This is a genomic window from Salinivibrio sp. ML290, from assembly GCF_001995695.1.
In the GTDB taxonomy this organism is placed as follows: Bacteria; Pseudomonadota; Gammaproteobacteria; order Enterobacterales; family Vibrionaceae; genus Salinivibrio; species Salinivibrio siamensis.
In genome coordinates this window covers 1-23,860 of the sequence record NZ_MUEY01000007.1, presented here as the reverse complement: position 1 = coordinate 23,860, position 23,860 = coordinate 1, and the positions used below count along the sequence as shown (strand labels likewise).

General features: G+C 48.6%; 17 protein-coding genes. 7 read left to right on the top strand and 10 right to left on the bottom strand.

Annotated elements, in window-relative coordinates:
- Positions 1 to 22: 22 nt before the first annotated feature.
- From dhbA to BZG23_RS07645, 10 genes are all read right to left on the bottom strand, one after another.
- Entirely contained in the window at positions 23 to 814 is a 792-nt protein-coding gene (dhbA, locus tag BZG23_RS07690; RefSeq protein WP_241828613.1) for a 2,3-dihydro-2,3-dihydroxybenzoate dehydrogenase, read from the bottom strand.
- 5 nt (positions 815 to 819) lie between these two features.
- Positions 820 to 3,948 carry a non-ribosomal peptide synthetase gene (locus tag BZG23_RS07685; protein ID WP_077606570.1) on the bottom strand — a complete coding sequence of 1,043 codons (3,129 nt, stop codon included), beginning with the start codon at positions 3,946 to 3,948 and terminating at the stop codon, positions 820 to 822.
- Complete coding sequence (locus BZG23_RS07680) at positions 3,945 to 4,856, bottom strand: isochorismatase family protein (protein WP_077606569.1); 912 nt, start codon at positions 4,854 to 4,856, stop codon at positions 3,945 to 3,947. Before BZG23_RS07680 ends, BZG23_RS07685 begins: the two co-directional genes overlap by 4 nt.
- The gene (locus BZG23_RS07675) at positions 4,853 to 6,538 is read right to left on the bottom strand and encodes a (2,3-dihydroxybenzoyl)adenylate synthase (RefSeq protein ID WP_077606568.1); all 1,686 of its coding nucleotides are present in this window, start codon (positions 6,536 to 6,538) and stop codon (positions 4,853 to 4,855) included. The genes BZG23_RS07680 and BZG23_RS07675 overlap by 4 nt, the downstream gene beginning before the upstream one ends.
- The gene (locus tag BZG23_RS07670; RefSeq protein WP_077606567.1) at positions 6,535 to 7,752 is read right to left on the bottom strand and encodes an isochorismate synthase; all 1,218 of its coding nucleotides are present in this window, start codon (positions 7,750 to 7,752) and stop codon (positions 6,535 to 6,537) included. The genes BZG23_RS07675 and BZG23_RS07670 overlap by 4 nt, the downstream gene beginning before the upstream one ends.
- 179 nt (positions 7,753 to 7,931) lie before the next feature.
- A complete protein-coding gene (locus BZG23_RS07665) occupies positions 7,932 to 9,866 on the bottom strand; it encodes a TonB-dependent receptor domain-containing protein (RefSeq protein ID WP_241829531.1) in 1,935 nt (644 codons plus the stop codon).
- A gap of 235 nt (positions 9,867 to 10,101) precedes the next feature.
- On the bottom strand, positions 10,102 to 11,331 hold the full coding sequence (locus BZG23_RS07660; protein ID WP_158011364.1) for an MFS transporter: 1,230 nt from the start codon (positions 11,329 to 11,331) through the stop codon (positions 10,102 to 10,104).
- A gap of 70 nt (positions 11,332 to 11,401) precedes the next feature.
- A complete protein-coding gene (locus BZG23_RS07655; RefSeq protein WP_077606566.1) occupies positions 11,402 to 12,151 on the bottom strand; it encodes a 4'-phosphopantetheinyl transferase family protein in 750 nt (249 codons plus the stop codon).
- Between the two features lie 136 nt (positions 12,152 to 12,287).
- Complete coding sequence (locus BZG23_RS07650) at positions 12,288 to 12,623, bottom strand: hypothetical protein (protein WP_046075785.1); 336 nt, start codon at positions 12,621 to 12,623, stop codon at positions 12,288 to 12,290.
- Positions 12,614 to 13,093 (bottom strand): GNAT family N-acetyltransferase, encoded by a 480-nt coding sequence (locus BZG23_RS07645; protein ID WP_077579087.1) that lies wholly within the window; start codon positions 13,091 to 13,093, stop codon positions 12,614 to 12,616. Before BZG23_RS07645 ends, BZG23_RS07650 begins: the two co-directional genes overlap by 10 nt.
- A 258-nt stretch (positions 13,094 to 13,351) precedes the next feature.
- Here BZG23_RS07645 and BZG23_RS07640 point away from each other — a divergent pair, with 258 nt between their 5' ends.
- The 7 genes from BZG23_RS07640 (at position 13,352) to BZG23_RS07610 (ending at position 23,657) form a co-directional block, all read left to right on the top strand.
- The gene (locus BZG23_RS07640; protein WP_077606565.1) at positions 13,352 to 15,355 is read left to right on the top strand and encodes a hypothetical protein; all 2,004 of its coding nucleotides are present in this window, start codon (positions 13,352 to 13,354) and stop codon (positions 15,353 to 15,355) included.
- A 171-nt stretch (positions 15,356 to 15,526) separates the two neighbouring features.
- The gene (locus tag BZG23_RS16855; protein ID WP_077606564.1) at positions 15,527 to 16,636 is read left to right on the top strand and encodes a M23 family metallopeptidase; all 1,110 of its coding nucleotides are present in this window, start codon (positions 15,527 to 15,529) and stop codon (positions 16,634 to 16,636) included.
- A gap of 382 nt (positions 16,637 to 17,018) precedes the next feature.
- Positions 17,019 to 18,848 carry a M4 family metallopeptidase gene (locus BZG23_RS07630; RefSeq protein WP_077606563.1) on the top strand — a complete coding sequence of 610 codons (1,830 nt, stop codon included), beginning with the start codon at positions 17,019 to 17,021 and terminating at the stop codon, positions 18,846 to 18,848.
- Positions 18,849 to 19,118: 270 nt separating this feature from the next.
- A complete protein-coding gene (locus tag BZG23_RS07625; protein WP_046075782.1) occupies positions 19,119 to 19,853 on the top strand; it encodes a substrate-binding periplasmic protein in 735 nt (244 codons plus the stop codon).
- 65 nt (positions 19,854 to 19,918) lie between these two features.
- Positions 19,919 to 21,469: a methyl-accepting chemotaxis protein gene (locus BZG23_RS07620; protein ID WP_046075781.1), complete on the top strand. Its 1,551-nt coding sequence runs from the start codon at positions 19,919 to 19,921 to the stop codon at positions 21,467 to 21,469.
- Positions 21,470 to 21,496: 27 nt separating this feature from the next.
- The gene (locus BZG23_RS07615; protein ID WP_077606562.1) at positions 21,497 to 22,228 is read left to right on the top strand and encodes a substrate-binding periplasmic protein; all 732 of its coding nucleotides are present in this window, start codon (positions 21,497 to 21,499) and stop codon (positions 22,226 to 22,228) included.
- A 73-nt stretch (positions 22,229 to 22,301) separates the two neighbouring features.
- Positions 22,302 to 23,657, top strand: a complete 1,356-nt coding sequence (locus BZG23_RS07610; RefSeq protein ID WP_077606561.1) for a diguanylate cyclase domain-containing protein — start codon at positions 22,302 to 22,304, stop codon at positions 23,655 to 23,657.
- The last annotated feature ends 203 nt before the right edge of the window (positions 23,658 to 23,860 follow it).

Sequence of the window (23,860 nt, the reverse complement as noted above, 5' to 3'; positions counted from 1 at the left end):
CCTATATCACTACGGGTCGTCTTCACGCGTTGAGAATTGCGCCGCCATCCACCACTATGTCTTGCATTGTCACGTGGCTGGCTAAATCTGATGCTAGGAACACGACGACGTTCGCGACTTCCTCAGGTTGGGCTATCTTTCCTAGCGGGATACCCAGTTTGAATTGCGAAGGAAATCCCGCAATAGTACGCTGCTCGGCATCTTTGCTGTGCCACAACGAGCGCTGCATCTGCGTATCGGTTGATCCCGGCGATACCAGATTGCAGCGTATCCCATAGGGGGCAAGCTCTAGCGCAACACAATTGGCTAGACTGCTCAGTGCGGCTTTAGAGGCACAGTAGGCTGTCATATGCTGACGGGGAACATGGGCGGCATTCGAGCTGACCGTCACCACGGCACCATGACGTTGCTGCTTAAATACAGGGATCAGCTGTTGGAATAAGTAAAAAGCACCGGAGGCATTTACATTAAGGCAGGTATGCCAATCGTCTTCGGTCAGTTCCTCGGTTTTTCCCATGCGTAGGGTACCCGCCACATTGGCGAGCACATCGATCACCGGTACATCTGATAAGATGCGCTGAGCAACCGCTTTAACCTGGTCTGGATGAGCAATATCCACATGATAAGTTGCAAACGGGTACGTTGCGCCCGTGTCGCCCCCAGCCCCAAAGTCTTTATCCAAGCCAATCACCTGAGCACCCAGTTGATGGAAATGTATAGCTACCGCGTAGCCAATGCCACGAGCCGCCCCCGTAACCCAAACCACTTTGCTGTCAAATTGACCACTGGAGGTCACTGCTGTTTGCTGCTTCACGGCCTTCACCACACCATCTCCACTTCGTCTTCACTCTGCTGCTGCATCTCATCGAGATAGCGACAAAATTCATTCAAAACGGGGCGATCAAATACATCGGACACCTTGATACTGACACCAAATTCGGCGCCTAGACGGTTAACAATTTGAATGGTCTGCAGTGACTGCCCGCCTAATTCAAAAAAGTTATCCTGCGACTGAATCAGGCTGACCCCGAGGATCTGCTGCCAGATTGCACCGACTCGGCTTTCAGTCTCACTCGCTAACACCGATTCAACACTGTCCCCCTCATAACTGGCCAGCAAGGCATTGCGATCAATTTTGTTATTGAGGGTTTTCGGCAAGTTGGCAAAGAAACGAAAATCGGTCGGTATCATCGCCGGTGGAAGACTCGACTGCAGCGCGGTTTTAATCGCCAGTGCATCTTCATTCTGACAACCCTTCCCAGCGACAAATGCCACCAAACGACGGAGGCCATTATCAAATACCATCCCCTGTACACAGGCTTCTTCCACGCCATCAAGCGCAAGGAGGTGGGATTCAACTTCGCCCGGCTGAATGCGATAACCACTGATTTTGAACTCGTTATCAATGCGACCTAGGTAAATCAGCTGGCCATCAATGAGTGTCACTCGATCACCGGTACGGTATGCACGGCGCTCAACCCCGCCCACGAGTATGCGGATAAAAGCAGGGTGCGCTTGGCCGAGGTAGCCATCCGCAAGTGTATCGCCTAGGATCACCAGCTCGCCTGTGGTTGTCGGGCGCAACTGATCATCAAGCACCAATACGTCGATGCCGGACAAAGGCAGACCGATAGGTAATTGACCATGACGACCATCAACGTCTTGCAACTCACTACACGTTGCAACCACGGTCGTTTCTGTCGGGCCGTAGGTATTGAATAGACGGATGCGGTTGGTCAACCCTGCCTCTTCGACGGCTGTCTTCCACTGGACTAACGGCTCGGGATAAACCGCTTCACCACCGATGATCACGCCTTTCAGCGTATTCGGTAATGTCGCAGTGCTAGCTCGTAGACTCACCACCCACTCATTCCAGAACGCTGTCGGCAAATCCAGCACAGTGACCCGCTCAGCGGTGATCGCATCAGAAAAACTCGCCATTGACTCAAGCATGGCATCAGTGCGGAGCACAAGTGTGGCACCTTGTCCCAGCGTCACGAAGATTTCTTCGATGCTGGCATCAAAATGGAAAGGCGCAAACTGCAGGACGCGATCGATCGCCGCGATGTCATAACGCTTAGCTGCCGCTGCGACGAAATGATTCATCGCCGAATGACTAACCACCACGCCTTTCGGCTGTCCGGTCGAACCAGACGTGAACATGATATAAGCTGGGTCAGCAGCCTCGACAACCGGTAGTGCGACAGGTTCGCTATGCAGACGCCCCGCCAGTTGAACAGTAACAGGCAAGGCCGATAAGGAGTGTTGATACTGCGCTTCGGTAATCAGCATACGGATCGCCGCCTGATCGACAATCAGGTGCTGACGCTCAATCGGCTGCTCTGGATCGAGCGGCACGTATACAGCACCACTGAACATGACTCCTAACACTGTGGTGATACAAGACAGCGATCGGCTTAGTGCCACTCCAACTCGCTCTCCTGATTGCACACCTTGTGCCCGTAAAGCGCTAGCGATCGTGTCTGCCTTATTGACCAGACTCTCATAGGTCAACACTACTCCATCCTGTTCCACGGCGATGGCATCTGGTTGCTGCGCTGCATGACGGCGAATCTGATTCAGTACAGACTCCGCAGGGGTGTGAGTTCGTGCGTCATTTTCTCCTGATATAACAGCATCTTGCCGCGCCTGCGCATGTAAGCTTGCCAGTACGCAGCTCGTCGTTTGTGTCGGCGATGCAAGCCAGTGTGTCAGTAAGCTCATCAGTTCTTGTTGCAACTCAGCGAGGTCACCTTTGTCATACACTGCAGGGTTGGCATCAATGTCTACTTCTGGCACGCCTTCTGACTTACTGTGCAATTCAATAGTCAGATCTTCTACTGGCCCAGCACTTAGATTTAGCGTGCTAGCCGCTACGTTGCCATAATGCAAAGGATGATCGAACGGCATGATATTCACCAAGGCACCAAACAATCGCTGGCCGCCACCGACCCGGTTCAGGTCCCGACGAAGGTCTTCGTAGCGATAGTGCTGAAAGCGACGCATCTTCTTTTTGTGCGCCGCAACCTTTCTGGCAACGTCTAGCAAATCATCGTCAGCGACGACATCGACCACCAGCGGTACGATGTTCATTTGCATACAAGGAACCGTCAACGATTTTGAACCTAAACGGTTCATCACCATCATCCCCAGTACAACTTGTTCGTTGTCGCTGTAATGACGCAGGTGCGTACAAAGTGCAGCGAGAAATAAATCCACCCAAGTTAATTGATGATGCTCAGCGAGGCTCTGGCATTGTTGCCATAGCGTGTCATTGAACGTACAACTCTCTCGATGAAATTGAGCAGAAATCGGCGCGATATCATGGCGGTAAGAAGACGGCGCCACATTTTTAGCAAGGGTGTCGAGCCAAAACTGACGGGCTTTGTCATAAGCGCCGGAGTCTCGGCGTTGCTGGTCTTCATCCAGCACAGCCTGAAACGAACCGAAAGGCGATGGTGTGGGTGCTCTCTCCTCCATTAACTGAGAGTAAATCTCGGCGATACGTTGAAAGATAAGCGTCGTGCCGAAACCATCTAGCGCAATGTGATGAACACAGTGATACAGATAGTCTTGGTGTTCCCCATGAAGTAACGTAAAGCGGCACGGCAACTGGTGCGCCAAATCAAACGCCTGCTTCATATCTTGGGTTGCCCAACGGCGCACTGTTGCCATTTCAGTATCTTGTTCGCAGGAGGCTGCAAGGTGGACGCGTTCAAATACCACTGATTCAGATGTAGAAACCCGATAGGGTTGTTGATTCTCACTACGGTAGTAGCAAGAGAGGCATTCACTCTCCGCCACTGCTTGTCGTGCGGCACTCGCTAATAGGTCTGCATCGACTTTTCCGTCAAAAACGATACATTCGGCTGTGTTAAACAGCGCTTTATCTTCATTAAGAGTGTGCCCAAGCCATAACCCATGTTGAGCTGTATTTAGCGGTGTCATACTTGTCCCTCCATATTCACTTGATTTCGTGCTTGCTCCAGTAACATCCACCAGTGATTGAAGGTTGGCGTCTCCGCCAGTTGGACAAAATTGATCTCAACTCCGTGCTTGCGCCATTCGGTGATCAACGCCATGATTTGCACAGAGTCTAAGCCGTAATCGATCAGGTTCTCATCCGGGTCAAACGCGTCTTCCTCTTCGTCGACCAGTTTCGCGATGCGGGCGAGTAAACCACCGTGAGTGAGCACATCAGGCAACGCGTGCGGCTCGGCTTTCGCCACCTGACCTATCACCGAAGCCGTTGACATCACCATACCTGCTCGTCCTGCCACGTACTTGAGTGTCATTTGATGCTCTTCGAGTGAAAAGTCAGCAATGGCATCACCGATCATGAAGGGTTTAATATCGCGCATAAAAGCGTCCACTGCCGTCATCAGGCAACCAATATGGCCATAAATCCCCCCAATCAATAACTGGTCACGTCCTAGTTCGTTGAGCGTATGCTCCAAAGGTGAACGCTGAAACGCCGAGTAACGCCATTTGTCGAGAACAATATCTCCCTCTTCTGGTGCTAACGCCTCAACGACTTGTTGCAGTTCTGGCGATTTGTTAAGACCTGGCCCCCACATATCATTGAGTAGCGCTCTATCTGCCAGGTTCTGCTCTTTGGGTTGAGCCGTGTAGATCACTGGAATACCGTGAGATTTGCAGAAGTATTTTAAGGCCACCAAATTATCGAGCAGCGTTTGCATCAGCGCGCTATCGCGCTCATAAAAGCTCACAAAATAAGTTTGCATATCGTGGATCAAAAACGCCGCTTTCGCTGGCTCAAACGTCCAGGACACCTTGTTGGTTGGAAAGGCCTCGACGGCAGGCATGGTATAAGTCGGTAATGCAGGAATAGTCATGATAAAACGTCCTTTTCGGGCTGAGGCTGTGACTGTTTTTTTAGTAGGTTGGCAATCCGCTGACGCAGCGCTTTTTTGTCAATTTTTCCGACAGGGGTCATAGGTAAGGCATCGACTTTTTCGATCCGATCAGGGAGTTTATAGTCAGCGATACCACGCATGCGCAGGTGTTTTCGGATCGTAAGAGGTTTTAGCTTCGGGTTAGTCGTCACGATAAATGCACAACTTTTCTCTCCCATGACGCTATCAGGCATGGCAACCAACGCAGCCTGCGTGATCTCCGGCACCGCCAGCAGCTGGTTTTCGACCTCTTCGGCCGCCACCTTTTCGCCACCACGATTAATCTGGTCTTTGTCGCGGCCCACCACCATCAAGTAACCGTCTTCGGTCATCACGACGACATCACCAGAGCGGTAAAACCCATCCTTATCAAATGCAACGCGATTATGTTCTGGGCTGTTGTAATAGCCCCGGAAGGTATATGGCCCACGAGTGAGCAAGGCACCCGGAGTTCCTCTCGGCACATCGTCGCCGTTTTCATCAACGATCCGTATTTCATCATCGTCGCTGATGGGACGCCCTTGGGTATGAAGAACGTGCCACTCACTGTCTTCAAACCGCGTATAATTCACTAGGCCTTCGGCCATACCGAACACCTGCTGTAGATGACATCCCAACTCAGGATAAATGCGACGGGCAAGGCTCTCACCAAGATGCGCACCACCAACCTGCAGCCATTGCAGACTACTAAGCGCCGAGCGATCATCTGCCGCGGCTTGCAACCACAAGGTAACAGCAGAGGGCACCAACGCAGCCATGGTAATCTGATGAGATTGAATCAATGGAAAACTGGTCATTGGACTGGGCTCTGCCGCCAAAACCACGGTTCCCCCTGCATAAAACACACCCAGCGCGCCAGGAGAGCTTAAGGTGTAATTGTGTGGTGCAGGCAATGCACACAAATAAACCGTATCGCTGTCTAAGCGACAAATTTCTGCACTGGCGCGGACACTGTAGTAGTAGTCATTATGCGTTCGGGGGATCAGTTTTGGGGTACCGGTACTGCCGCCAGACAACTGGAAAAAGGCAACGTCAGAGGCATTCAGCTCTGGCCAAGAGACGGCTTTTTTCGCCTGACTACTGAACGCATGACAAGGCATCAAGGTACCCGCAATGGCTGCGGCGAGCGAATAGCCAAAGTCCGCATCACCATCAACCAAGCAGAACTTGAGTGATGTCACCTGCTCACTCAAGGTTTGAGCAAACGTACTTTGCCTGAATAAGTGGTGGCCTGAAGAAACGATCGCCAGCGTCGGTCTGATTTGCTCAGCATAGACAGTGAGTTCATGCTGGTTGTGACTGAATAGCGCATTCACTGGCACCACGCCCAATTTCATGAGGGCAAAAAAGGTAATATAAAACTCAGCGACATTAGGTAGGTGCACCAACGCCGTGTCGCCAGGTTGTACACCAAGCTGCAACAGGGAGGCAGCCAGCCTCTCAGCATCGTGCTCAAGCTGACGGTACGTCCAGCTTCGTTCGCCACAAATCAACGCTAGGTGGTCAGTAGGGTTCTGTTGGTGACGCGTTAAGATGTCTGTCATCGGCACATCTGTCCAATAGCCTTTCTGGCGATAATGCTCAGCAAGCTCAGGCGGCCATGAGGTGAAGGCGATACTCATGCAGCCCCCTTCTCACCTAATCCGAACGCATTGAGCATCGTACCTAACTTGGCTTCGGTTTCCGCCCATTCCGCCTGCGGACAAGAGGCATCTACAATCCCCGCTCCTGCAAATAAGCGAACAGAGTTCTCACGTACCTTTCCACAACGGATCGTGACCGCCCACTCGCCATTCCCTTGAGAATCACACCAACCCACCATGCCGGTGAACATGCCACGTTCGTAGCCTTCCAGCTCTTTGATCGCATCGCGTGATAACGTGAAGGGGAAACCACAAACAGCCGGAGTTGGGTGTAGTAGGCACGCTAACTGCAGGACGTTATAGTTCGACGGCTTACCCTGTTCATCACCCAAACCATTAAGTTGCCCTTCGATGCGTGTCGACAAATGCCACATAGTCGGGGTAGAAATCAGCGATGGACCAGTAGGTACGTCTAGCTCGCGACAATACGGTGTCAGCTGTTGAGCGATTTCTTCAATGACCAGACGGTGTTCATATCTGTCTTTTACCGATTTCAGCAGAGCATCACTCACCTGTCGATCGGCATCCGTATTACCCTGACGCTTCGCTGAACCAGCTAATGGGTTCGATAAAATAGACGTCCCTTGCTGCCGAATCAGAAGCTCAGGACTAGCGCCGAGTAAAACCGATTGGTCTTGCTGTGGAATGGCAAAATGGAAGCCAGTAGGATTTTGTTTTATCAAACGTGAAAGCACATCATCAGCGGAGATGGCATCACTTAACTCTAGGTTCAGTACCCGAGATAACACGGCTTTTTCTAATTCAGTGCGCTGAAACTTTTTTACGGCCTCTGCAACCGCATGTTTAAACAACGATTCATCGGGTTCACTACGTTTAGCCAATATCTGTAAAGGCTCACGTGCGAGTATTCCATTGGGTTCGGGCATTGCCGCGTTGTGCTCCGTCACCTCAACAGATTCAGGAATATAGAGACAAGACGGTTCAGATACATCAAACGGAATCGACCCCATTAAAATCGGATTTTCGACGCCTTTAGATTTTTCGTCCGCGAATGCTTGTTGTATTTTTTGCTGGAACGCGCTCTGGCGTTGCTCACCATAGATAGCGGGTGTAGTAATCGTTTGGCTAATTCCCTTTCCACTGACCGTTTTGTATTCCGATGAGAAAAAAAGATCTCTGTCGGGTGAGAATACGGGGGTCGATCCTAGCCTCTCACGTTGGGTATGTTGCATGTCACAACTCCATTTACACAATAGCCTGTTTTTGTTGCATTTAATTGCAAACTGACAGGTTTAGTATTAACTCGGTAGGTTTAGTTGTTATAAGGTGACATCACATTGCTTTTGTGTACGAAAAGGAGCCAACCTGTGTTGGCTCCTTTGGCATCAGGTGGTCCTGATGAATGTTGTTATCAGAAGTCGTATGAAACGCCAGCATAGACGCTGCGTGCTTTCATGATGTAATCCAGGTCTATCGCGGTCTCATCTCGCTCTTCGTTAGTAAGGTTGGTGACCCCCAGCTTCAAGTTCAGGTCATCTACAGGTTGATAGCGAGCCCCTAGATCCAGCGTGCCATAAGCATCTAGCTTCACCACATCCGACCCATTTTTTGCGTATTGAGAGCCTGTGTATTGGTATGACGTGTAAGCATAAAGGTTGTCTCTCGCCTGCCAGTCGAGTTGAACATTAGCCACATGGGCGGGCGTATTGAGCAGATCGGTCTGCGTGCTTTTATCTTCTGCATCGCTGTAGGTATAATTCACCGATACACTGACCGTGTCGGTAATGTCGGCCCATAGCGATGTTTCTACCCCTTTGATCTCGGCCTCGTCGACGTTGAAGTAGCTCAACTCAGTTTTGACGCGATCCCACGTTTCCGCCTCAATCATGTCATCAATGTCATTTTCGAACACGGTTAACCCGGCGCCCCAGTGAGCAGTTTCATAGCTGGTTCCCAGCTCATAGCTCCGTGAGGTCTCTGCCTCTAGATCCGGGTTACCAACCACATGGCATTTACCCCGACACGCTAGCACCGAGTAAGAATCACTGTACTGATTCAGGCCGGGCGCTTTAAAGGCTTCCCCGACACCACCTTTAATTACCCAGTTGTCAGTGATCGTATAAACCGCATAAGCACGCGGGCTAAACTCACCGCCGTACACCTCGTGATCGTCATAACGCGCACTCAGAGTCAGTGCCAAGTCGCCTAGCGAAATTTCATCTTGCAGGTAAATCGCCGCCTGACTGTAGTGCACTGAATCGGTCGTCAGCGTCAGGTTATTTTCCAGTTTAGTATCACGAAATTCGCCGCCGCCCGTGAGAAGGTGATCGCCTAAATAACCAGAAAGCTGGGCATCAATAGTGTTATTGGTTTGCTCGATATCACCGACTGCACTATTCAGCTCTGAGTCATCTCGCAATTCAGAATGGTCGAGGTTATAACGCACTCGAGAGTTCATCGCCTCCCAGTAACCGTAATGGGTCAATGCCAGGTTGTAACGCTCCATTTCCTGCACATTGTTTACGGCGTTACCCCAGTTGTTCCAATCCGCATCACGGTCATCTGTGTTGTAGTTAAGATCAAGCTCGATATCCTGCTGATCATTCACCAGCCATGTCAGGTTGGAGTACAAGCTCAACTCATCACGTTCCTCCAGCACATCCGTATCTGGGTTAACGGATTGGTTTGACCGCCACGCATCACGATCACTTTTTTCAATGATCAGGTTCCCCAATAAGGTGTCAGGAACTAGGGCGCCACTGACGTAGCCATTCATTTTATGAGTATTACCACCAGAGCCCTCAGTAATGCCATCAAACTGGTAACCCAAAGAGCCCTGCGTTTCTTCTGTGGGTTTGCGAAGAATCACATTCACTACGCCCCCTAACGCATCGGCACCATACAAAGATGACATAGGGCCACGGGTTACCTCGATACGCTCGACCGCTGACATCGGAATGCTGGACAGATCAAAATCGTTACCGTAAGAGCTAAGGAGTCCATCTCGAGAGTTAATCCGACGACCGTTGATTAGCAGCAGGGTATAATCTGAATCCAATCCACGGATTTTGATCTCATTCCGCCCGTATGTTGTGCCCGCGTTGATGTGAATACCCGGCAGTTTTTCAATCGCTTCAGCAACATCATTGACTACAAGGTTATCCAAGTCTTCGCGAGTAATATACGAGACAGAAGCCGGCGCTGTGAGCTCCGGATGCTCTGTCTGACTCGCCGTCACCACCATCACTTCATTAACGTCGTTATTGGCCGTGTCTGCCATTACCGTAAATGAAGAAACCATACCTACTACACATAAAGCCTGATTCAGGCGAGTCAACTTAAACACGCTATCTCCTTGTCCATCAAAAATTAACCACTCCATATAAATGGTGGTGCAAATGATAATGATTTCTATTTTACGCTCAATCCCAACCGCAGACAATTGATAATCTTTTTTATTATTATTTGCGTTTGATCATGAAAATTTGCGTAGATATTCACAATGCAAAACGACCAAGCCGGTAAGACGAGCGAAAAACGTACAGGTAAAGGGTGAAAACGGAGTGGGATGGCTCCGGGAATTAACCCGGAACTTGTTGTGAAGCTTGAGACTGTTTAAGTGATGGGATAAACCAGCAAACAAGCAGAGGAACCGCGAGCGCACTAATGATAGTCATTGTGGCAAGTTTATCGAGCCCTACTAATTGATTCGCAGACCCTGAAACAAGATAGATGGAACTGACAATCCCTGCACTACCAGCGGCCAAATTAGACACTGTTGATTGATACGTCATGAAGGCGGCACGGTATTGTGGTGGTGGTACCCTTGATGTAAACGCTGCCAGGACCGCACTACGCGCCGAACTCGATGCCATCAAAATCATAAAAATCAGATAGACCCACTTATCCGTGCTATCGCTGATAAACCCATAATAAACCACCATAGCGACAATCACGCTTAAGCCAAATAACACCGGTTGCCCTGAGCCTTTGTCCATCATTCTGCCGCTGTAACGCATCGCTAAAATGCTCATCACCCCACCCAAGAGGTAAAGGTAACTGATCTCGTTCCGCGGGAAATCAAGGTTAAACTGGAAATACGCCGACAAGTTTGGCACCAATAGAAAATGTCCAAAGAGTGTCAACCCCATCATCGCCATCGCGAGTACAAACGGCGTGGAGCCGATCATTTTAGATAGTCCTGCCGAACGCATTGTTGGACTTGTCATCGCGCTTGCCTGTGGGACCAGCGATGGCATATAGATCCTGACGGCGACCGCCAATATTACTCCCATGCCACCAAAGAAAAAGAACGTCATCTGCCAACCCATCCACTGCGCCAACATCAAAGAAGCTGGCACAATGATGATCGCCGCCAGAGAAAATCCACTGGCAACGAAGGCCATCGCCCTACCTCGCTCCGCCACGTTAGTTACATCAAGGACAGACGCCATGATTAAGCCGCTAAGAGGGCCGGAGAAACAGCCTGCGGCAATAAAAATAAGTAACAACTGTTTCGGCTCTGTCGCTAATCCACACAAGGCAATCAGGGCRGAACGAAGTAGGAGAAACAATGTCAAAGCGGCTCGTCGATCATAACGGTCTAATACCGGTGCGAGAAAAAAACCAATGATTGCGGAGCCAAACGTCGCACCGCCACTGATGTATCCGATGTGCTCACCTTTTAAGCCAATATCTCGGACTAAATCGGGACCCAACGGCATCACCATCATCAAGGTTCCAACAGAGAGCATGTTAATAAGCAGCGCAAGCCTTAAAACTGGCTTCGCATTCAGCGTGTTACTATCCATGGACACAACCTATCTAAAAAAATCGATTGTAACCGCCCGATAACACAAACTCAATAAATGATAATTATTATCATATGAAATATTCAGAACGCGTAAAGGTAAGCACTCGTTCATCCATCCTAGAGTAATACACCTTTCCCTGCAGACCGGGCAATAAGGTGTCAGAAAGCTTTGTATTCAGCTCAAAGTACAACCATTGGTCGTCCATCCGCAAAAAGGCGACATCTAAAAAGTCAAAATAGCGTTTAACTTGAGGGTACAAGGCTTTAAAAATGCTCTCTTTGGCCGAAAACAACAGAGTCATCAACCCACTTAAATTTTGTACATTGCTGGGTAGCGCCGCCAGCTCCTTTTCGGTAACGACCACACCCTTCATCTCCGATAGCCTATCCACATCAATCAATGACTCAATATCGATACCGACGCCTTGATGCTCATTGCTCTGAGGCGTCATCGCACATATGGCTAACGAATCATTGTGACTGATGCTTCCCGTCCATGCTGATGGCCAAACCGGTGCGCGGCTGTCACCGATAGCTATCTCAATCGGCATCACTCCCAGACTCATTTGTACTTTTTTTGCCAGATAACGACCCGCCAAAAACTCCGCTTGCCGCTTACACACAGCCCGACGAATCGCCTCGGGCATCTCAATACCAAGCTTGGCAAATAGCATTGGGGAATAATGCTGTACATCAAACTGAACCATTAATACTGACGTGTCAGGATCAGGCAAAGCTACAGGGCACAGTGACTGTATGAAAGCGAATTGCGTCATATCTAATAAACGAGAATTAATGAGAATGGCTATCATTGTCATTGATGAGGGTTCATCATACAAGTCTGCTGATTCCAGTCCATAGTGGTTATTGTAGGCTGATCGGAGCGTACCTAATTAACGCGACTATGCTTGCCACAACCGAAGGGAGAGACTATTCCTATCCGGCTCAGTGGCGCTAGAAAAAACTCAGTAAAAAGCTGATCACCATAGGGACAACAATCGATACTTGTGCCCACACGAGCTTTGTCGCTTTTCCGACATTCAAGATAGTAACTGTTAATAACCAAACACCCGCCGCAGCGTAACCAAGAAGGGCCTCCAAGCGATCATAGTGCTGCAAGCGAAACAGGTACTCATCAAGATGATTACCTGCCGCTGTCGATATATTTTGTAGCTCACCACTCGCCATGCCCCGGTAGTAGTAAGAAAAGCCAATCAGCACGAGTTGGGTGACCAGTAAAATGACTGAGAGCGCTTTCACCTTTCTGATACTGAGCGATGCTATAACCATTTGTACATCACATAACTGTCAACCAACCCCAATTGCGAATGCTTGTACGCTCGAGGGATGGTACCAACAATCGAAAAGCCGAGTTTCTGCCAAAGCGTTACCGCCACCTCGTTGGTCGAGACCACACTATTAAACTGCATGGCTTGAAACCCAAACGCGATCGCCCTCTCCTGTGAATGCTCACATAAAAGGCGTGCGATGCCTCTTCCTCTCGCCTCGTTGGCCACCATATAACCACAATTACAGATATGGCGACTTGGGCCCATTCCATTAGATTTGAGGTAGTAAATACCCAAAACTACATCATTTTCTACCAATGCATAGGCTTCCAGTGTTGATTCACACCAAAGCGAAAAAGCCTCTTGCTGCGTCATGTCAGGATCCAACGCATAGGTTTCTTCTGCCTTAATAATGGCTGAGAATGTTGGCCAAAACGACGCAAAGTCAGGTCGGGTAATTTCTCTGATCATGGCTCCCCCTTAAAGGCCTCTTCAGTTGGCTCAGCCGATAGCATCGACTCATGATGGTGCATTTATACCATCTTATCCAAGATATTAATAAAAAAGCTTTTTTTTATTAAACGAACAAGGATAGAGATAAAATTCATGCTTGTCGCCTCCAAGTCAGAACATTGCAGATGTGATCTAAACACACTTTTACTTCCCCCTATTCACTCCCTCTTGTAGACTACGCGCGCGTTGACTATCTACTGATAAGAAAATTGATATATGCCTGCAATTACACCGGCCTTTAAAGTGATAGACGGTTTCTCACTCTGTGCCAGCGACACAGAGCGCCTTGATATATTTTTTACCTATCTTCGTGAAGGTGAACCCGAGCTGGCAGAGCTGCGTCTTGAACAACTTGTCTTAGCCTTAGCCAACTCCCCTTCTCAAGCAGCATTATTCGCCAACAGCGTGTGCAATGAGGCAAAGAAAATAAAACTGTCACCCGCATTTGTGCAATTGGGGATCTTTTCTAAAAACGGGCTCGTCACCGAAATTTTTCGCCGCCTTTACAATAAAGTCAATCCGCCGCCAAAACGCTGCAACGATATCAATGACTTGCTCAGTTACTTTGTCGGTGGTGAAGACAAAGCGTGGGTTAAAACCATTTCCCATAAATGTTGGTTTAAGCTTTATTGTCTGTTGGTGAAAAACGCCCCTACAGAGGCTATTCGCACAACAGGCGCTTATATCAAAAGCGAGCTTTGTTATTCGCTAGAAATGCTATCTATCTGGATTGCGGCAGAAGAGCTAGACCCTGAGCTACTTCGTATAGACCGCCGTTTGAGTGAAATCGACTCACCGTTCATTGCGCTTCAACGTGAAACCAGCCACTTGGTCGCGGCTATCAAGGCCAACGACATATCTGGCCAAGACACAGCCCATTTTTGGGTAATGATTGAACAATGCCAACAACAGGTAAAACGGATCCGCGCACGCGGCATCAGCCAAATGGGTTTCTCCGCACACGCTTCGCATATGCTCGAGCGCCTTGATCAAACGTTGAACCGCATGGTACTGCTGATTCAAATCTTAGATTTTCGCCATCCTCACCAAAAAGCGCGTTGCGTGCTTAACCTTTGGCGACAACTACTTACCTCGGTGACCGAGCGCAACAGCGTGCGCGCGATTTACCGCAAAAGCACTCGCACCTTTGCGCAAAGTGTCACCCAAAACAAAAGTAACCACGGCGAGCACTACATTGCCAAGACCAAAAAGGATTATTTTAAAATCCTGCGCGGGGCCTGTGGTGCTGGGGTGATTATTTCGCTACTAGCGTGGGTAAAGATGTATATCGAAAGCCTGCAGCTTGCGCCACTTAATAATGCGCTATTGGTCAGCCTAAACTACGGCGTTGGCTTTATGCTCGTACACATTTTGCACTTTACCATTGCCACCAAGCAGCCCGCGATGACTGCAGCAAACTTTGCTGCGCACGTAGAGAAAAACAAACAAGGACGGACACGCAGTAAAAAACTCGCGCGCCTGTTAATAAATGTAAACCGCTCTCAATGGTTTGCAGTGTGGGGAAACATTACTGCAGCCATCACTGTGAGCATCTTAGTAAGCCTGCTTTTTAGCCACTTTTGTCACAGCCCATTACTGAGTAGCGAACAAGCGGCTTATCAAAAAGCAGCCATTCATCCACTTAGTGGTTTGGCTTGGCTCTATGCTGGCATCGCCGGTGTGTGGCTGTTTTTATCTGGCATCATCACCGGCATTTTAGATAACCGAGCGGATTATATTGAGCTAAAAGATCGATTAGTCGCCCATCGGTTGTTTCGGGTCATCCCCACTAAACACCGTGAGAAAGCGGCTTTTTACATTCACGAAAATTATGGCGCACTGGGTGGTAACTTTATTTTTGGTGTCTTATTGGGCATGACGAGTTATTTGGGCTACCTGATTGAGATCCCCCTAGATATACGCCACGTGGCGTTCTCATCTGCGCACGCGGCATACGCACATATTAGTGATTTCCAGTCATGGGGGACAGTATTATCCAGCCTATTCTTTGTGTTAATGATCGGCTTTATTAACCTTTGGGTCAGCTTTGGTTTGGCGTTATTCGTCGCTCTACGCTCTCGTAACTGTGAATTAGACATTAAGTCGGTGAGAACCGCGGTACTGACACAAATCAAACAACACCCCTCTAGTCTATTCTGGCCGAAAGATCCGGTTCCTGCAGTGAAATCGCAAAGTGCAAGTCAACGCCGTACACCATAAAACCCAACGCGTTTATCACCGGCCAGCGGATGGCCGGTATCACACTTTCTATCATTGTGTCTTCTTCATTACATTCAATCTTTTTAGGCAATCGCAGACTGACAATAATGACTAGAAAGCAAGGCATTTCGTGCCACGCTTACTTTTCATACCATGAAAGGAGAGCATAGCATGATTCGTTTATCCCACCTTGCTACAGCCTGCGCTATTGCATTTTCAATCTCATCGCAAGCACATACATTGATGGCAAATCACGTACAAACACGCCCAGTGACAAGCCTTGAAAATGTCGGCATTAATAGTCAGTTAGTCACGGAAGAAGACCTGACTTTTCGACCACGGCAGTATCCGCTCGATATCAATGCGTTTCTCGGATCACACCTCCCACACTGGCAACCGGTGAGTGAAGCTGTTATGCACTGGAGCGGCGCATCTGGTATCGACCCGCGTATTGTGATTACAACGCTGATTACAAATGAGCCTGCTTTAGCGCAAAACATCGCCCTCGATCGGATCAGCAAACTCAAGCTGCTCGAAGACATTAAACAAACGGCGGCAACTCTATCTTCTCTGTTATACCAGTCCCAAAAACCTACCACTCAAATGGCGCATCATGCGACACAAGTGCTAGTCAGCGCACTTAATACGCCCAGTGATTGGCAAGCATGGAAAGCGCACTATCAAGCTTGGTTTAGTGATCAAAAGCCACTGGGTCAACAACGACATTCATTACAAACACAGGTTGCACCACCCACTGGGTTCATGCAGTGGCCGTGGCGTCAAGGATATGCTTGGGTTCCAAATGGTCCACATGCCCACTCGGGTTCAGGCTATCCACTTTCATCCATCGACGTCTCATACGATTGGCCTCGCTGGGGCGGGACAACCTACAGTGTCACAGCCGCACATGACGGCTATGTCACTGTGCTATCTCGCTGCCAATTACGGGTCACGCACGATAATGGTTGGGCAACCAATTATTACCACATGGATGGGATTCAAGTGAACAACAATCAGTGGGTCAGTAAGAACACAAAAATCGGTACCTATGCTAGCCAACGCACAGTCGCCTTGTGCCAAGGCGGTTCATCAACAGGTCCGCACCTGCACTTCTCAATCCTTAAAGATGGTCGTTTCACGTCTCTGCAAGACACGGAGCTAGGTCGCTTTCAAGTACAGACAGGGCGCTATAGCTACGATGATAATTGCCAGTATACTTGGCTGACTGACACCCAGACAGGCGACAAAACCTGTATGTGGCGACGTATCAGTAATCCTTAACAAGCTGACCGCTTCACTCCCCACAAATAACAATAAGGTCACTTAATTTGTGGCCTTCACCTCTTTTTTGGGCGGCAAGCTCATTCATCAATATTGCGGTAAATATCTCATAAATGAACAGTCATTTATTCTGTAAAGAATTATGGTCATTAATTAATGATTAACCAGCACAACTGTCATATAAACTAGTCACCATGCGTTTTCTACCTCATTGACGTTTGAAACACGCCGATAGCGTAATTTATTGTTTACACTGTTAATTGTAACGAGCTTGTAAATGATTGTATTGATAGGCCACGTTAAAGATGCGAACCGACATGTTCGTCTTCCTATTGTGCAGTTGGGAAGAAAGGAATCTTTCAACAACAATTAGGGCAATAAAATGAAACTCTCTAAATTGACATGGCTTATCGCCTCTAGCGTTGTCGCTAGCACACCGGCACTGAGTGCAGAACTGATTAACGTCACTGATGATGCAATGCTAAGTCAGGTCTTAGACCAACCTGCAGGTGTTTATGCGCCATCAGGTTCACAAGCCAACCCACTAGGGTTTAAAGAAGTGAAGCGTGTCACCTTGCCAAACGGCAAAGTCAAAGTGCGTTACCAGCAAACCTATCAAGGTGTGCCCGTTATTGACACGGCTGTCGTCGCGACAGAAAAACAAGGTCAACGTAGCGACGTCTACGGTACCATGGCACAAGGTGTCGCGAACGATATCACCTCTATCTCACCCGCGCTCAATAGCCAAGCGGCCTTGGAAGCCGCGAAGGCTGCTTTCACGCAGAACCAACAAACCATTACCTCTGCCCCATTTGAAAACGAGAACACTCGCTTGGTGGTCAAGCTGGATGATGAGCAGAAGGCGCAGCTCGTCTACATCGTTGATTTCTTTATCGCTGGTGACGACCCAAGCCGTCCTTTTTATATGATTGATGCCGACACTGGTGAGATCTTGAAGCACTGGGATGGTATTAATCATGCGACTGCCGTTGGAACAGGCCCTGGTGGGAACGAAAAAACGGGCCAATATATTTATGGCACGGACTATGATGGCTTCCCTATCGACAAAACCGGCACCACGTGTACGTTAGAAAACGACAAAGTGAAAACGGTCGATCTAGAGAACGGTACCACAGGCAGCACTGCCTTCACCTACCCGTGTACAGATAGCAGTAACTACAACGACGAAAGATATGTTAACGGCGCTTACTCTGCACTGAACGATGCGCACTATTTCGGTAACGTTGTTTTTGACATGTACCAAGATTGGATGAACACCGCACCTCTGACTTTCCAGCTCACTATGCGCGTCCACTACGGCAACGACTATGAGAATGCATTCTGGAATGGTAGCTCAATGACATTCGGGGATGGCAAATCAACGTTCTACCCACTGGTCGATATCAACGTGAGTGCCCACGAGGTCAGCCACGGCTTTACTGAGCAAAACTCTGGTCTCATCTATGCAGACATGTCGGGCGGGATCAATGAGGCGTTTTCTGATATTGCCGGTGAAGCTGCAGAATACTACATGCATGATGAAGTCGATTGGGTGGTCGGTGCCGACATCTTTAAAGGCACTGGTGGTCTGCGCTATTTTGACCAACCTTCACGCGATGGCAAATCAATTGATGACGCCAGCCAGTACCGTGATGGCATGAATGTGCACTATTCAAGCGGCGTATATAACCGTGCTTTCTACCTCCTCGCTAACAAAGCAAACTGGGATGTTCGCAAAGGCTTCGAAGTATTCACCACCGCGAACCAACTGTACTGGACCGCCAGCAGCACATTTGACCAAGGTGCGTGCGGCGTAGTGAAAGCCACGCAAGACTTGGCTTACAATGCGCAAGACGTTATCGATGCATTTAATACCGTAGGCGTCGATGCAAGTTGTGGTGACAACGGTGGAAACGTGCTTCAGCCCAACCAGCCGGTTACCGGTTTAAGTGGTGGCAGCGGCAGTGAAACCTTTTTTACGTTCACAGTTGATAGCAGCCGTAACGTGAATGTGGCAATGAGCGGTGGCACGGGTGATGCCGACCTTTATGTAAAAGCGGGCAGCAAACCCACTACTAACAACTGGGACTGTCGTCCTTATGACTATGGCAACGATGAGACCTGTCGTATCAGTGCAAAAGAAGGTACCGAGTACCATGTAATGGTACGTGGCTACCGTAGCTACTCTAACGTCAGCCTTGAGCGTGATTAATCGCTCACTAACAAGCCGCTGTTTAAAGCAGCGGCTTTTTTGTCTAACTCAAAGACAAAAACGGCCAGGTTTATAGACAAAGCCAGAAATCCCCCCTGTATTTCCGGCTAGTCATCGTCTTCTCTTCTGTTGGCCCGACCAGAAAATTGTTTATTTTCATCACATTATGACAATAAAAAACGCATATCTTTCGACAAATAAACGATCACTGCACCCACCTATTTTTATCTCGTCTACGCTTAAGAGAATTATGGATAAATTGGAGGCATTATGCTCAAGCATCTGTTCGCCATCGTTTTCTCGGCCCTTCTTCTAGCAACACCAGCTCGAGCCGATGTTCTCACCATGCCATCGCTCGAATGGCCGCCTTATTCTGGCAAAAATTTGCCTGATCAGGGCGCATCCGTTGCGGTTGTGCGTGCAGCCGTACAAGCCATGGGGCACGAACTTAACGTCGAATTTTACCCGTGGTCGCGCACTGTGTATTTGGTAAAGAATGATGCGCAGTACGCTGGCTATTTCCCAGAATATCACTACGAAACAGACGAACTGATCTTCTCTGACCCCATAGGCACAGGCCCGCTCGGGTTCGTTGAAAACGTCAATAAGCCTATCGAGTGGTCAACCCTTGATGATCTTACTCAACATACCATTGGTGTGGTGCGTGGCTATGTCAACACACCAGAACTAGATGAGCGCATTGCGAATGGCACACTCAAGTCGTCTGCGGTCACCAGTGACACACAAAATTTACAAAAAGTAGGACGTGAACGTATCCCGCTAGCCGTCGTGGATGCCAATGTGCTGGACTATCTCAAAGAGAATGACCCTGCTCTCAGTGCCGTTAAAGCCAATCTACAAATGAACAAAAAACTCTTGGTTGATAAAAAACTCTACATTGCGTTTGCCGACAATGCCGAAGGGCAAAAATGGCGTGACATCGTCAACCAAGGACTAAAGAAAATCAATATTGAACAGATAATGAAAGAACACCTGGGTGAATAATGAACACTCGAGGGGAAAGTGGCCGCAGTCAGGTCGCATGACAATGTAAATGGAAGAGTAGCGCTATGTTTAAGAGTCTAAAAGCAATATTTGTCACTCAAGTGGTTATTGCTGTTTCTGTGGTATTAGGGATATCAAGTTATATTGATTATCAAAATACCAAACAGGAACTGAATAGCGCGCTTGAGACCACAGTGGAAAATGCCACCAATCGTATGAATCTCAGTTTGCCCAAAGCCATTTGGGACTTCGACCTGGAAGCGGCCAAACTCTCGATTTCTGCCGAATTAAAAGCACCCGATATCAAAGCGGTGCGAATACTGGATAATCAAGGGTCTGCCATCGTCTTTCTGCGCCTCGGGCCACCCAATGACGAAGGGCAACGCCAGCCGAAAGACATTGGCGACGGCGAAAAATCGATGTACGAGTCCATGCCCAACGAAGAAAGTGAGCTTTCATTTACCGAGTATGGTGAAACCAACAAAGTGGGGACACTTCAGGTATTCTACAATACCGACAGGCTAGAGGCGGAGTTATCCGAGACCCTCACTCGAAGCCTCATTGAGCTGCTAGTGCTCGATCTTGTGATCATCGTATTCTTAATTTTGGCCTTAACTGCCACCGTCGTTAAACCGCTCAACGATTTAACTGGGCGCGTCCGAGAACTCGCCAGTGGTGATGGCGATCTCTCTACCGTTATACCAGCACCGAAATACAAAGAATTCGCCCAGATCACCGAGCATATTAACCACTTCACCGCTTCGTTACGTGAAATCGTCAATGAAGTGACTCAAGCATCTATCAATCTCGCTGAAGTTTCGGCAGAGAGTGGGCAAATGGCKCGCACSAAYGCGGAACGCTTGGAGCARCAGAAACAAAGCCTCTCTACCGTTGCTGCCGCCGCYACGCAGATGAATCAATCCATTGCCACCGTTGCGGATACGGCGAACGATGCCGCCACACGTGCAGCGGGGGCCACTGATCTGGTTAACCAAGTGTACGGCACCATTGAGAGTTCAGCCTCTGAAATCATCAATATGCGTTCAGAGATGGAGAACGTGAATGCTGAAATGCATAAACTGCTTGAGGAAGGCGAGAAAATTTCAGATGTCGTGAACGTCATCAATGATATCTCTGAACAAACCAACCTCTTGGCGCTGAACGCTGCGATTGAGGCGGCGCGTGCGGGTGAACAAGGCCGAGGCTTTGCGGTGGTGGCTGACGAAGTACGTAGTCTTTCAGTCAAAACCAGTGAGTCCACCGAGCAAATTCAATCCAACATCAAGTCGTTGAGTGAAGCGACTGAGTCGGTAGAAAAAGAGATAAAACGCATTGGTAGTATCTTAGAAAACACCGCCGGTCGTGTCTCTGAGTCGCAAGAGTCTGTCAGTCAGGTACGCGAGACCATCACGGATATTTCCGAGCGTAGTGGACAAATCTCGCAAGCCACTGACGAGCAACGTCAAGCCATTGATGAAGTGAGTCAAGCAATCAATGAAGCCTCAGAAGCAACCAATTACGTGACTGAAGGTGCACAAGAAAACGCAGCACGCACCGACAAAGTGCTCACTCTAAGTGAAGACATCAAAGCACAAATGGGGAAATTTAAAACGTAATCAAAGGAATAATAACAAGGAGAGAACATGAAAAAGCTGTTTACCGTTAGCTTGGCAATACTATTACTGGTACCTAGTGCGATGGCAAGAACGCTGACAGCGGCTCAGGATCCGTGGCCACCCTTTGTGACTACAGATCCCGATCGGCCGGGGATTTCTGTCGAGCTTGTTAAAGCTGCGATGGCCACCCAAGGCTATGAAGTCGAGTTTAAAAACATGCCATGGGCTCGCGCCCTCGATGCTGTCAGCAAAGGGAATATCGACTTGCTTCCCGCCACTTGGCACACTGAAGCACGCACTGAGTTCCTGCGTTACAGCAACCCTTATATGAGCAATCAGCTAACGTTTATTAAACGTGCAGATGACGTTTTTCAGTTCTCGAGTTTGAATGACTTACAGGGAAAAGTGGTTGGTATTGTGCGCGATTACGGCTATGGTGATGCGTTTTTGGAGGCGACGCATTTTGATAAACCCGCTGCCAATAACTTAGCAACCAATTTGAAAAAGCTGCTCGCCGACCGTATTGACCTGACCTTGGAAGACAAGATCGTCGCCCAATCAGTGATGCAAGAAGAAGGGCTTGATAGTAACCAGTTTGCCTTTACTGACCAGGCGCTCTCAACCAACCCTTTACATGTCACGAGTGGCAAAGCCAACCCCGATAGCCAGATGTTTATCAATGCCTACAATAAAGGGCTTAATACGATAAAAGCAGATGGTACATTTGAAAAAATCCTGAAAAAATATGGCATAAACTGATCGCATACAGAAATATTGAGTATGCTTAAGGGGAAGAGAATGGCTCTTTTCCCCTTTTTTAGCTTGGAGCAATATGGTTTTACCTCGCCGCCTTAAAACTTGGTTTATCCTTTTCACGCTCGCGTACCTAGGTGCTGCAGTAGGCGTGACGGCTCTCATTGGCGACACTATCGTCAACCGAGTCATCCAAGAAGAGCAAGAGGACATTAATCGTAAAGCCTCCTTGATACGGTCCCGGATTGAGGCGGCGATATATCATGATACCTATGTCGCTGATAGCTTGGCGACCGTGGTCACCATTGATCCGGAATTCGCCATGGCCAATTGGGACAGTGTGGCGCAAAAACTCCTAGACAAGGCAGATTATGTCCGCAATGTGGGTTTAGCGCCCGATAATATTATCAGTCATGTGTATCCTCTCGAAGGGAACCAAGCTGCCATCGGATTAGACTTTCGCACCCGGCCAGACCAGTACCGTGCGGTATTAAAAGCACGAAATCTTGGTGACGTTTACATCGCCGGACCCGTTAACCTCGTTCAAGGTGGTCAAGCGATCATTGCACGGTTTCCTATCTTCTCCTCCCCGACAGATACATCGGACTATTGGGGAGGAGTCAGTGTTGTCATTGACCATATCAAGATGCTCGGTGAAGTCGGATTATACGATCTCAGTGGCGCCAATGTAGCCATCAAAAACAGTGACACACTGGCTTACTTTTATGGCTCCCAATCGACAGTTGTCAATGCCGACTTTACAGTCCCGATTTCTTTACCTAGCGGCGAATGGTCTCTCGCCGTCGAATACACACTTAAACGCTCGCCCGAAATCGTGCGCCTAGGTATCATGATTTACGTGATCAGCGCGGGCATATTTATCGTTATTTATGGCCTGATATTACTTTTCTATCGCAGTTTTCTTATCGCGAAAAAACAAGCACTCGTCGACGAGTTAACCCAACTTCCTAACCGGCGGTTCGCGATCGAAAAACTTGATTCACTCACACAAGAGAAAAAAGAGTCCTTTGCGCTGCTCAATATCGACTTAAATGATTTTAAGAAGGTTAACGACGCATACGGTCATGAAGCTGGCGATGCATTGCTTAGCCATGTCGCCTCAGCACTAAACCAAAGCACCCGCTCATCAGACTTGGTCGCAAGAATGGGCGGTGACGAGTTTATTGTTGTATTGCGAGATGTACACCCTAGCGATGTCAACAAAGTGCTAAAAAGCCTAAAAGAAACGGTCGAGGCCTCCGCATGTCGATGGCAGCGCTATCATATCTACCCATCGCTCAGTATTGGCTGTGCCCTCTTTAACCATCGGTCCCCTCGTGATTTAGATGAACTGATGGCCTCGGCAGATCAAGATATGTACAAAGCAAAATCAGAGAAAAACACATCCGGACTATCCATTAACGCCATCGGTTGATCGAAAGAGAGCGCAAACCATTTTTTCATGCTATAGACTGGGTTTACACCCAACTATTAAAACGACTGTCTGTTGGTCTTTCTACTACAATATTTATCAACAATAAAAAAGAGGTGACGCATCACCTCTTTTTTTTTTATTTTTAAATAACCATTTATTTAATATAAGTATCGAGAATAGACATATAAGTATCGAGAATAGAC